Source organism: Rhizobium sp. AN6A, from assembly GCF_900215635.1.
GTDB lineage: Bacteria > Pseudomonadota > Alphaproteobacteria > Rhizobiales > Rhizobiaceae > Agrobacterium > Agrobacterium tumefaciens.
Genome location: NZ_OCNC01000004.1, coordinates 2450818 through 2462498, shown reverse-complemented (window position 1 = coordinate 2462498; position 11681 = coordinate 2450818). Strand labels below are relative to the sequence as shown.

The 11681-nt window shown below is 58.5% G+C and carries 12 protein-coding genes; 4 read left to right on the top strand and 8 right to left on the bottom strand.

The window, feature by feature from the left end; all coding sequences use genetic code 11:
• Positions 1–98: 98 nt before the first annotated feature.
• Positions 99–902: an endonuclease/exonuclease/phosphatase family protein gene (locus CRO62_RS24685; RefSeq protein WP_097102475.1), complete on the top strand. Its 804-nt coding sequence runs from the start codon at positions 99–101 to the stop codon at positions 900–902.
• 46 nt (positions 903–948) lie between these two features.
• Here the strand turns inward: CRO62_RS24685 and CRO62_RS24680 are convergent, their stop codons facing one another.
• Positions 949–1452: a hypothetical protein gene (locus CRO62_RS24680; protein WP_013636046.1), complete on the bottom strand. Its 504-nt coding sequence runs from the start codon at positions 1450–1452 to the stop codon at positions 949–951.
• 133 nt (positions 1453–1585) lie between these two features.
• On the opposite strand from CRO62_RS24680, the gene CRO62_RS24675 reads away from it, so the two are divergent.
• A complete protein-coding gene (locus tag CRO62_RS24675) occupies positions 1586–2926 on the top strand; it encodes an MFS transporter (protein ID WP_179784619.1) in 1341 nt (446 codons plus the stop codon).
• A gap of 62 nt (positions 2927–2988) precedes the next feature.
• On the opposite strand, the gene CRO62_RS24670 is transcribed toward CRO62_RS24675, so the two are convergent.
• From CRO62_RS24670 to cysG, 5 genes are all read right to left on the bottom strand, one after another.
• Positions 2989–3801: a ferredoxin--NADP reductase gene (locus CRO62_RS24670; RefSeq protein WP_097102473.1), complete on the bottom strand. Its 813-nt coding sequence runs from the start codon at positions 3799–3801 to the stop codon at positions 2989–2991.
• A 146-nt stretch (positions 3802–3947) separates the two neighbouring features.
• Positions 3948–4454: a DUF934 domain-containing protein gene (locus tag CRO62_RS24665; protein WP_097102470.1), complete on the bottom strand. Its 507-nt coding sequence runs from the start codon at positions 4452–4454 to the stop codon at positions 3948–3950.
• A 10-nt stretch (positions 4455–4464) separates the two neighbouring features.
• Positions 4465–6135, bottom strand: coding sequence for a nitrite/sulfite reductase (locus CRO62_RS24660; protein WP_003512935.1), 1671 nt, complete (start codon positions 6133–6135; stop codon positions 4465–4467).
• 8 nt (positions 6136–6143) lie between these two features.
• Positions 6144–6458: a DUF2849 domain-containing protein gene (locus CRO62_RS24655; RefSeq protein WP_097102468.1), complete on the bottom strand. Its 315-nt coding sequence runs from the start codon at positions 6456–6458 to the stop codon at positions 6144–6146.
• Positions 6451–7914 carry a siroheme synthase CysG gene (gene cysG, locus CRO62_RS24650; RefSeq protein WP_097102466.1) on the bottom strand — a complete coding sequence of 488 codons (1464 nt, stop codon included), beginning with the start codon at positions 7912–7914 and terminating at the stop codon, positions 6451–6453. The genes CRO62_RS24655 and cysG overlap by 8 nt, the downstream gene beginning before the upstream one ends.
• A gap of 262 nt (positions 7915–8176) precedes the next feature.
• Here cysG and CRO62_RS24645 point away from each other — a divergent pair, with 262 nt between their 5' ends.
• Both CRO62_RS24645 and mazG read left to right on the top strand, forming a co-directional pair.
• Positions 8177–8764, top strand: a complete 588-nt coding sequence (locus tag CRO62_RS24645) for a deaminase (protein ID WP_097102464.1) — start codon at positions 8177–8179, stop codon at positions 8762–8764.
• A 64-nt stretch (positions 8765–8828) separates the two neighbouring features.
• Positions 8829–9674, top strand: coding sequence for a nucleoside triphosphate pyrophosphohydrolase (gene mazG / locus CRO62_RS24640; protein WP_003512925.1), 846 nt, complete (start codon positions 8829–8831; stop codon positions 9672–9674).
• A 201-nt stretch (positions 9675–9875) separates the two neighbouring features.
• Here mazG and hflX read toward each other — a convergent pair whose 3' ends face one another.
• Both hflX and hfq read right to left on the bottom strand, forming a co-directional pair.
• Complete coding sequence (gene hflX / locus CRO62_RS24635) at positions 9876–11315, bottom strand: GTPase HflX (protein ID WP_179784618.1); 1440 nt, start codon at positions 11313–11315, stop codon at positions 9876–9878.
• A gap of 93 nt (positions 11316–11408) precedes the next feature.
• A complete protein-coding gene (gene hfq / locus CRO62_RS24630; protein WP_003496145.1) occupies positions 11409–11651 on the bottom strand; it encodes an RNA chaperone Hfq in 243 nt (80 codons plus the stop codon).
• Positions 11652–11681: the final 30 nt, after the last annotated feature.

The window sequence follows — 11681 nt, the reverse complement described above, 5'->3', positions numbered from 1 at the left end:
CACAAGCCCCAAGACCGGGCGACCACGTCACATGCGATTGATCGTCACCCGTTCCATGCTAAACCGGATGCTGCAATTTAAGCGGTGATGGAGTTTGAATGCGTTTGATTTGCCTGAATGGTTGGGGCGGCAAGCTCCATGACGAGCTTGTTCCCTATATCTCCGCGTCCGATCCCGACATTCTATGTTTGCAGGAAGTGGTGCATACACCGGCAGCCGAGGAGGACTGGCTGAGCTATCGCGATGACGGTATGGACCTGCCGCAAAGGGCGAACTTCCTTCGCGATGTCGCAGACGCCCTACCCGATCATCTGGCAATCTTCTGCCCGGCGTCACAGGGCGACCTCTGGCACGGGGAGACACGATATCCTTCACAATGGGGGCTGGCGACTTTCGTGCGTAAATCCATCGCCATTGTTGCGCAAGCGCAAGGTTTCGTGCACGGCGCCTTTTCTGCGAATGGATACGGAGATCACCCGCGTTCGCGCACGGGCCATGCTGTCAGGGTCTTCGACTTCACGACCGGCCAGCCGGCCGTCATCGCCCATATGCATGGGCTGCGTGACCCCAACGGCAAACACGATATTCCCGCCCGTCTGATGCAGGCAAAACGCCTCGTGAAACTCGTCAAAGACATCGCGGAAGATGGTGACCGGATCATCGTCTGCGGCGATTTTAATGTTCTGCCTGAGAGCGACACCTTCACGGTATTGAAGAAGCTGAATCTCATCGAACTCGTCACGACACGTGGTTTCACAGACACGCGCACCTCACATTATGCCAAACAAAACCGTTTTGCAGATTACATGCTGGTCAATCGGGTTGTGCAGGTCGATCACTTCGATGTGGTTAGACAGCCGGAAGTCTCGGATCATTGCCCCTTGTTGCTCGAATTCAGCTAGAGGCTTAAGCCGCCTTATCGGTCATTGTCTTCATCTCACGGCTTGGTCAGCGCACCAGCCGGATATCGCTCGTCACCACCGTCTTGCCGGTCCTGCCATCCTTGTCGGTGGTGCGAAGCCGCAAGCCGTTCTGCCCAACTTTTTCGATTGTCATGGCTGCGACGCGGTCACCATTGATGTCGCGGTTCCAGCGAACCGTCAGGTTGATTGCATTTCCCTGCCGCGTACCGGAAAGGGCCGACGGTCTGCCAGAGGGTCCGGTGTAAGCGCCGCTGTAACGTCCGCCTTTCTCCGACAGGTCGGCCGCGATTGCGCGCCTGACCACCAGAAGGCCACGGCATGTGCCGGACATATTGAGCGACGACGTCCCCGCTTTGGAATTCAGCGTACAATTGACGTTGATTGGCGGCGTGCCAATGCGGGTGATCACTGTTCCCTTGCCCGCCCATGTGCCTTTCAGCGACGAGAGGAATTCGCGTTCGTCCGCTAGTGCCGGCTGCACACCGAGCAGCCCTGCAAAAAATAAACTCGTGATAGCCGTCGTTTTCATGGCGCGTATCCAATTTTTCACGAAGACTAACTCGCTCGCACCGTCAAACGTTCCTCCGGTTTATTTAGCAACTGTCAAAAAATTCGGGAGGCTCATGTTTCTATCGTGCCGATGCAACCAAATGCAGGCATAGATGTTTCTTGCCAGCGTCGATCAATTTCTGATCACCTACCGCATATTTTTCGGAGCATATTTCATGACGACGATCGGCGTTTCGGCACCGCGCGGCAGCCTCCCTTCCGGCGGTCTGCCTCGCAGCGGTGGTATGTCAGACCGCACGCTTTTTGCCCTTGCGGCGCTTAATTTCTTTCTGGCCGATGCCCGCGACGGTCTAGGGCCGTTCCTGGACGCATTTTTGGCGACACAGGGCTGGTCTTCGCTTTCACTGGGGATGATCGCCACGGTCGGAGGCCTCGTCGGTCTGCTTGCCACACCGCTCTGCGGCGCGTTGGTGGACGGCACAACGTGGAAAAGAACGTTGATTGCCATCCCCGTCGTTCTCGTGACCGTCGGAGCGCTGATTACGCTGATTTTTCCCGATGCGTGGATCGTCTGGACCGGCCAGATCATGACTGCGGTTGTCGGCGCCGTCGTGGGACCGGCTCTGGCCGGGCTGACGCTCGGTCTGGTCGGTGAACGCCTGTTCTCCCGTCAGATATCGCGAAACGAATTCTGGAACCATGGCGGCAATTTCGCATCGCTCTTCGCCACTTACGTTGCCGTCTCCTTCTTCGGCCTGCATGGCGTCATCGGGCTGATGCTTCTGACGGCTGCCGGCGCACTTGTTGCCGCCGCCGCCATCGACCCCGACAGGATCGACCACAAGGTGGCGCGCGGCCTTGGCGAGGACAAGGGCGAACCGGGGCCGTCAGGCATCAACGTGCTGCTTCACGAACGCGGTCTGATATTCCTCGCGATCATTCTTCTCATCTTCCACTTCGGCAACGCCCCGATGGGACGGCTTATCGCGCAGAATTTCGCCATCGAACTTCAGACACCATTCCGCACGACAGCGATTATTACCGGTGTCGCGCAATTTGCCATGATCTTCGTTGCGGCCTTGGCGCCGTGGCTGATCCGTCGCTTCGGTCTTGCGACGGTGTTCCTGATCGCGCTTGCGGCCCTGCCGATCCGCGGTCTGCTGGCCTCCGCCTTCACGGATTTCTGGGTAATCTTTCCGGTGCAGTTGCTTGACGGTATCGGTGCCGGCCTTCTGGGCATCGCGACGCCTGTGGCCGCCGAACGCATTCTCAAGGGAACAGGCCGGTTCAATGTCGGTCTTGCAAGCGTCATGATGGTGCAGGGCATTGGTGCGTCCCTCAGCAACGTCGTTGCCGGGTGGCTGGTCACCAAAGGCGGTTACGCCCTTTCGCACTTGGTTGGCGGCGGCATATCGGCCATCGCCATCGCCCTCTTCTTCATCTACCGAAACGAGATCGCCCCGAAGCAGGACGACGAAGCACTGCCTCAGTAAACCGTACAAATAAAAAAGGAGGCCTCACGGCCTCCTTCATCCAACCCGTGCAAATTTCGGTTTTACCCGACGAAAGCGCGCTCGATGACGAACTCGGCAGGCTTGTTGTTCGCACCTTCGTTAAGGCCGGCCTTTTCCAGGAGTTCCTTCGTGTCCTTCAGCATGGCCGAAGAACCGCAGATCATGCCGCGATCAATAGCGGGATCAAGTGCGGGAACACCCAGATCCGCAAACAGCTTGCCGTTCTCAATCAGCGATGTAATGCGGCCCTTGAAGGGGTAATCCTCGCGCGTGACGGTCGCATAATGCTTGAGCTTGTCACCGACGATCTCGTTCAGGAATTCATGGTTGCGAATCTCGTCGACCAGATCGAAACCGTACTTCAGCTCGGCCACATCGCGGCAGGTATGGGTGAGGATGACCTCTTCAAACTTTTCATAGGTCTCGGGATCGCGGATCAGGCTTGCGAAAGGTGCGATGCCGGTGCCGGTCGAGAACATATAGAGCCGTCTGCCAGGTGTCAGGGCATCCAGAACCAGAGTGCCTGTCGGCTTCTTGCGCATAAGCACGGTATCGCCCGGCTTGATCGCCTGAAGATGCGAGGTCAGCGGACCATCCGGAACCTTGATCGAGAAGAATTCCAGTTCCTCGTCCCAGGCAGGGCTGGCGATGGAATAGGCGCGGTAGATCGGCTTTTCGCCGACCATCAGGCCGATCATGGCGAATTCGCCGGAACGGAAACGGAAGCCGGCCGGACGCGTCATGCGGAAACGGAACAGGTGATCCGTATAGTGTTCCACCGACAACACTGTCTCGGCGTAAACACCATCAGGTATCTTGATCGCGAAATCTTCCGTCTTGGCTGGCGCGTTCATTTCAGGTTCCGTCCATTCATTCGATAAGCGACATTCTTCGACCGGGCAATTATACCATTTTTGCCGCGGTTTGAAGGCATGAGAATATCAATACTGCCATGCGCGCAGAAAATATGCATCTAAAACTCATATTTCCGCGCAACGCGTCATTGGGCCGCACGGCGGCGCCAGCTATAGGCCTCTCCACCGTTGGCCGGAAGGGCCGTCGGCTGGTAATAGACCGGGATTTCCGGCAGGCGATTTTCGGACAGGCGGCGGATCGCCGTCTCGTTCGTCACCGCAAAGCTGGTAAAGCCGGTGCGCAGCATCAGCGGCACCTGGTCGATCAAAACATCGCCAACCGCCCTCACCTCACCCGCAAAATCAAGACGGCTGCGCAGCAACGAGGCATGGCTGAAACCACGCCCGTCATTGAAGGCCGGGAAGCTGACGGCGACAAGGTCGATACGGTCGAGATAGGGCTCGAGCCGGGTGACATCGTCGGCTGGCGCAATCAGAACGCCGAGGCCGACATCATTGCTTTCAGCCGCACGGACAAGGAAATCAGCGAGCGACAGCACCGATTTCTGCTCGGCAGTTGCCTTCACTTCTTCCGTTTCGATCACCCAGGGATCGTTTTCCACGAAGCCGTCGCGGTTCCAGATTTTCGTCATGGCAATCTCCTCAGGCGGCTTCAGCGGCGGAACCGTAGAGCGCATCCTTGAACGGCTGCGGTCCGACGCGGCGATAGGCTTCGAGGAAGGTTTCTTCCTTCGAAAGGCGCAAGCCCAGATAGGTGTCGACGATGGTTTCCACCGCGTCGGTCACTTTTTCCGGCTCGAAACCGCGGCCAATGATCTCACCAATCGAGGTGTTTTCATCACCCGATCCGCCAAGCGTGATCTGGTAGAGTTCAGCACCCTTCTTCTCAACACCCAGAAGGCCGATATGGCCGACATGGTGGTGGCCGCAGGCATTGATGCAGCCGGAAATCTTGATCTTCAGCTCGCCGATTTCCGCCTGACGTTCCGGCGCGCCGAAACGGGTAGAGATCTCCTGCGCCACCGGAATGGAGCGCGCATTGGCAAGCGCGCAATAGTCCAGCCCGGGACAGGCAATGATATCGGTAATCAGCCCGGCATTGGCAGTCGCCAGTCCAGCTCCTACAAGTGCGCGATAGACCGGCTCGAGATCGGCCAGCGCCACATGCGGCAGGATGATGTTCTGCTCGTGGCTGATGCGGATTTCGTCAAAAGCGTATTCGGCGGCGATATCGGCGACGAGTTCCATCTGCTCGTCGGTCGCATCGCCGGGAATGCCGCCAATCGGCTTCAGGGAAATCGTCACCATGCCGTAGTCCGGATGCTTATGCGGCTGGACGTTCTGCTCGACAAAACGGGCAAACCCCTCATCCGCCCGCTTCCAGCGCGCCAGGCTCTCCCAGCCTTCAGGACGGTCCTTCAGCGCTGGCGGTGCGAAATAGGCGGTGATGGCTGCAATATCGGCATCCGGCAGCTTCAATTCCGTGTTTTTCAGCTCCGCGAATTCAACCTCGACCTGGCGGGCCAGTTCTTCTGCGCCGGTTTCATGCACGAGGATCTTGATACGCGCCTTGTATTTGTTGTCGCGGCGGCCGTGCAGGTTGTAAACGCGCATGACGGCCGTGGTATAGGACAGCAGGTCCTCTTCCGGCAGGAAGTCGCGGATCTTCTTGGCGATCATCGGCGTACGGCCCTGCCCGCCACCGACATAGACGGCAAAACCGATCTCGCCCTTGTCGTTCTTTTTCAGATGCAGACCGATATCGTGAACCTGAATGGCGGCGCGGTCGCGCTCGGCACCCGTTACAGCGATCTTGAACTTGCGCGGCAGGAACGAGAACTCCGGATGCACGGAAGACCATTGACGCAGGATTTCCGCATAAGGACGCGGATCGGCGACCTCGTCTGCGGCGGCGCCCGCGAAATGGTCGGCGGTCACGTTGCGAATGCAGTTACCCGAGGTCTGCAGCGCATGCATTTCCACGCTTGCCAGTTCGGAGAGGATATCGGGCGTGTCGGACAGGCGCGGCCAGTTGTACTGAATGTTCTGGCGGGTGGTGAAGTGGCCGTAACCCCGGTCATATTTGCGGGCGATATGGGCCAGCATCCGCATCTGCTGCGAATTCAGCGTGCCGTAAGGAATGGCGACGCGTAGCATATAGGCATGGAGCTGGAGATAGACACCGTTCATAAGGCGCAGCGGCTTGAACGCGTCCTCGGCAAGCTCGCCGGACAACCGGCGCTCGACCTGATCGCGAAACTGTGCCACGCGGCCTTCAACAAATGCGTGATCGAACTCGTCGTAACGGTACATATTCTTCCTCAGACTGCGATGAATGCTGCATCGGCCGGCTTGAAGCCGTTGGCATAGTGCATGGTCGGGCCAGCGGCGCGAATGCGCTCACGAAGCCGCGTCGGCCAAAGCTTGCCATTCTCCTCCACAACGTCAATGACATTCACGTCAACGACCTTGTTGGCGGAAAAATCCCGCTTGCCGATTTCCTCGAACGAAGTGACGGCCTCTGCGTGGCGGGCGACGATTGCGTCCTGCAGGTTCTCCGTCCATTCGCCATTGGCATCCAGCCATACGGCGATCCCATCGCCCAGGCGGTTGGCGGTCAAAACCTTGTCAGCCATTTGCATACTCCCTTTTAAGGTTCGCTGGCCGCGCAACAAGCGCGAGCGCCTCGGACCTGTCAAAATTGGCGCCCGCCACCGCATCGCCGATGATGACCATGACCGGACCGGTCAGTTCGTCGCGATGTTCGAGGTCGGGCAGATCGTTCAGAGTGCCATGCAGCAGGCGACGATCCGCGCGGCTGGCATTTTCTATGACGGCGACCGTCGTTTCCACGCCGAGACCCGCCTCGATAAGCCTTGTCGCGACCGAAGCGGCAACGCTGCGGCCCATATAGACGGCAATGGTCGCGCCGGAGACGGCAAGCCGCGCCCAGTCCGGCAGGACATCGCCGGTCAGGTCGTGGCCGGTGGTGAAAATCAGCGACGAAGCGACACCGCGCAGCGTCAACGGCAATTCGAAATCCGCAGCAGCGGCGAAGGCGGAGGTGATGCCCGGAACGATCTCGTAACCGATACCGGCATCGCGCAGCGCCGCCATTTCCTCTCCCGCCCGGCCATAGACCAGCGGATCACCGGATTTGAGGCGCACGACGCGCTTGCCGTCTTTACCAAGACGTACCAGCAGGCGGTTGATCTCATCCTGCGACTTGCTGTGGCAGCCCTTGCGTTTGCCGACGGACAGCCGCTCGGCATCGCGGCGCCCCATGTCAACGATTGCCTGCGGCACCAGCGCATCATAGACGATCACATCGGCTTCCATCAGCACGCGCTGCGCGCGCAACGTCAGCAAATCTTCCGCACCGGGACCAGCGCCGACAAGCCAGACGCGGCCTTCGCTGCGCTCGGGCGATTGCAGCAAACGGTCAGCGGCATGGCGGGCGGAAGATGTATCGCCGAGAGCGACGGCATCTGCGACAGCACCGGAAAAGAACCGGCGCCAGAAGTTGCGCCGCAACGCGCCCTTGGGAACATTCTGCTCGGCGACGTCACGATATTGCACGGCGAGGCGCGCAAGCTTTCCGAGCGACGGAGACAGCATCTGGTCGATACGCGCGCGGATCATCTGGGTAAGAACCGGGCCTGCGCCTTCGGTGCCAATGGCGATGGCGACGGGTGCGCGGGCGACGAGTGCCGGCGTGAAGAAATCGCAGAACTCCGGCTGATCCACCGCGTTGGCGGGGATTTTCTTGGCGCGCGCAGCCAAAACGATCTCACGGTCCAGTGCCTCGTCTCCAGTGGCGGCAAAAACCAGTGTCGCGCCTTCAATCAGCTGGCTCGCGAAACCCAAGGCCCGATGATCGATGCCGCTTTCGCTGATATAGCGCGCAAAATCCGCTTCCGGCTGGTCGGCATAAGCAATGATATGTGCATTGGTATTGGCAAGCAGCCTTACCTTCGCAAAGGCCTCGTCACCGTTGCCGAAAACAGCGACCTGCCGTCCCTCAACCCGGAAGAACGCGGGGAAGGTCGAAAGGCGATCGCCAGAAGCGGAAAAATCGTGTTCGTTGTGCATCGGGCATTTATCCCGCATTGCGGCGCAAGATTGAAGAAACAGAAATTCAAGCCTTTCCGACACCTGGATTTTTATTTCTCGAACACCCCTATTTTTGAGGAAAACTAACCGGCACACCTTTTTCACCCCTGTCGAACGCCTCGAAATCCCATGAGAATCCCTTGACAAACCAGTCCCTCGCGCCGAACAAGAAAGGACTATTTTCGTCGATTTCACCATGCAAAAACCGCTTCACCCGGAGGCGGTACGAAGGATCAGACCCTTGACCAGCTCGACCATCGCCGCCCGTCTTCTCGATGTCATCGAACACGATATCCTGCCCCTGACGGCGCGCGGCGTCAGCCTCGGCAACAAGGTTTTCGGTGCGGCGATCCTGCGCAAATCCGACCTGTCGCTGGTGATAGCGGAGACGAATAACGAGCTCGAAAACCCGCTCTGGCATGGCGAAGTACACGCGCTGAAGCGGTTTTACGAGCTAGGTGAGAAGCCGAACACCAAGGAATTGATTTTCCTTTCCACCCATGAACCCTGCACCATGTGCATGTCCGCCATCACTTGGGCCGGCTTCGACAATTTCTACTCCTTTTTCAGCCACGAGGATTCGCGCGACGCTTTCGCCATCCCGCACGACCTGAAAATCCTCAAGGAAGTTTTCGGGCTGGAGCCGGGCGGGTATCGCCGCAGCAACGCCTTCTGGAACTCTTTCTTCATTGCCGATCTGGTGGAGAGCGAAGACGATCCGCTGAAGACCGAGCTGAAGGCGCAGACGGCCCGCATCAAGGCTGCCTACGACGAGCTTTCCACCACCTACCAGTCATCGAAAAGCGACAATGACATTCCGCTGAACTAGAGCATTTCTAGACGGTTTTCCGCCTGGATATGTATGAAAACAAAGAACGAAGGTTTGAAAGACTATGGAAGCCTCGAAGGATATTTCCCGCCTGATCGAGATCATGGAAGCCCTGCGCCAGCCGGAAACCGGTTGCCCCTGGGATGTCGTCCAGACCTTCGAGACGATCAAGCCTTACACCATCGAAGAGGCTTACGAGGTTGCCGACGCCATCGAGCGCAAGGATATGGACGATCTTTGCGAAGAACTGGGCGACCTGTTGCTGCAAGTGGTTTTCCATGCCCGCATCGCCGAGGAACGGGGCGAATTCGCCTTTGGCGATGTGGTTGAGGCCGTTACGTCCAAAATGATCCGCCGCCATCCGCACGTCTTTGCCGTTTCCGCCGCCAATACGCCTGACAGCGTCAAGCTGCAATGGGACCAGATCAAGGCCGAGGAAAAGCGCGAGCGTGCGGAACGCCGCGCCCGGCGCGGTATCACCGAGGATTTCAAGGCCGGCTTTTTAGGCGGTGTGCAGCGTAGCCAGCCGGCTCTGACCGAGGCTCTGAAGCTGCAGGAACAGGCTGCGCGCGTCGGTTTCGATTGGTCGGATCCAGCCCCCATTCTCGACAAGATCGAGGAGGAAATCGCCGAACTGCGTGAAGCGCTGGCGGAGGGAAAGCCGGAGAAGGTCTCTGATGAACTTGGCGATCTCATCTTCGCGCTGGTCAATATCGGCCGCCATGTCAAAGCCGATCCGGAAGACGCGCTGCGCGGCACCAATACGAAATTCCGCAGGCGTTTCAATCACATCGAGACGTCGCTCACCGAAAATGGCGAGACGCTTCAGGAAGCGAGCCTTGAGAGAATGGAAGACCTGTGGCAGGCGGCAAAACGCATCGAACGCTCGCTGGATATGGTTTCGTCCTGATCACCCGGATATGCCGAAAAATTCAGAGCGCCCGGTGCTTTCGACTGTGGTGACGAAAACCTAAAACCTCTCCTGCGTCATGCTCGGGCCTGCCCCGAGCATCTGCGACGTCCTGATTGTATCTGTGTGTTTAGATCCTTGGGACAAGCCCAAGGATGACGTTGAGTATAAGGGAATATACCGCAATCGTTCTCGGAGCGCTTACTGCTCCCAGTCTTCCCGCTCGCGGATGGTTGCCTTTCCAAGCTTCCGTTCCAGCTCGGTGGCCTGCGCTTCCGAGAGGCGCACATCAAGCGAAACCGAACCGTCCTCATTGTCTTCACGGCTATCCACGATGGAGTTGCTGTAGACCCAGGAGATCAGCGGCAATTGCTCGATGGAGAGGACTACGGTCGTTTCCGTCAGGACACCTGACAGACGGCCGGAAATCTCGTCCATCAGCGCATCGACGCCCTCGCCCGTGACCGCCGAAACGGCACGAATATCGGAGCGGCCCTCGGCGCGCTCAATGATGGCGTCATGCGCTTCGGGTTCGAGACGATCGACCTTGTTCCAGACCTCGATGATGCGCTTTTCGGCTTCCTTCTCGTCAATACCGAGATCGCCAAGAATGCGCAGCACATCGGCCGACTGGGCGGCATTATCCGGATCGGACATGTCGCGCACGTGCAAAATAAGATCGGCTTCCAGCACCTCTTCCAGCGTTGCGCGGAAAGCGGCGACGAGATGTGTCGGCAGATCGGAGATGAAGCCGACGGTATCGGACAGGATAACCGTGCGGCCATGCGGCAGCTTCATACGGCGCAAGGTTGGATCGAGCGTCGCGAACAGCATGTCTTCCGCCAGAACGCCAGCACCGGTAATGCGATTGAACAGGGTGGACTTGCCGGCATTGGTGTACCCGACCAGCGCCACGATCGGGTGCGGCACCTTGCGGCGCTTGGCACGGTGAAGCTGGCGGGTCCGCACCACCTGCTCCAGCTCGCGCTCGAGCTTGACGATGCGATCCTGCAGCAGCCGACGGTCGGCCTCGATCTGCGTTTCACCCGGACCGCCCATGAAGCCCGCGCCACCGCGCTGGCGTTCAAGGTGGGTCCAGCTTCTGACGAGGCGGCCCTTCTGATAGTTCAGATGCGCAAGATCGACCTGCAACGTGCCTTCCTTGGTGGAGGCGCGGCGGCCGAAGATTTCGAGGATCAGGCCCGTCCTGTCGATGACCTTCGCATTCCATTGCTTTTCAAGATTGCGCTGCTGCACCGGGGTCAAAGGATGATCGACGATCACCAGACCGGAATTGGTTTCATCCAGAAGATGGCCGATTTCCTCGATCTTGCCGGTTCCAAACAAAGTCGCCGGACGAGGCTGGTTGACCGGCACGACGAGACCTTGCGTCACCTCAAGATCAATGGCGAGCGCCAGCCCCTTTGCTTCCTCAAGCTTGGCCTCAACAGACCGTACAGGAGAAACCGGACCCGCCACCGCATCACGGCTTTCGCGCTGCTGCTTGAGGACAGGCACGATGACCACCGCACGCATGTCGTCGCGGTGCTTTTCCTGTTCGGGGATGATCGATTCGTTCGAGGTGTCGCGCGTCGTAATGGGTTCAGCCTTATCAAGAAATGAATTTGCAGCCGACCGCATCCGTGCGGACGACTATCTGGATTAACCTGATTGAACCGGAAATGTTCCCGGTTCAGGTCAGCTTATATCGAAGATACCGTTGAGGGAGCCTGATCAGGCTGCGCCTTCTTCGCTCTCGAACATCTGCATCGGCTGGCCGGGCATGATGGTGGAGATCGCATGCTTGTAAACAAGCTGCGAGTGACCGTCACGGCGCAGAAGCACGCAGAAATTATCGAAGGAAGTGACAACGCCCGTCAGCTTGACGCCGTTGATCAGGAAAATCGTGAGCGAAATCTTTTGCTTACGAACGGTATTGAGGAAAAGATCCTGAAGGTTTTGAGAACGTTCCGCCATGGCGCCGCTTCTTTCTTTTTTGCCGGCAGG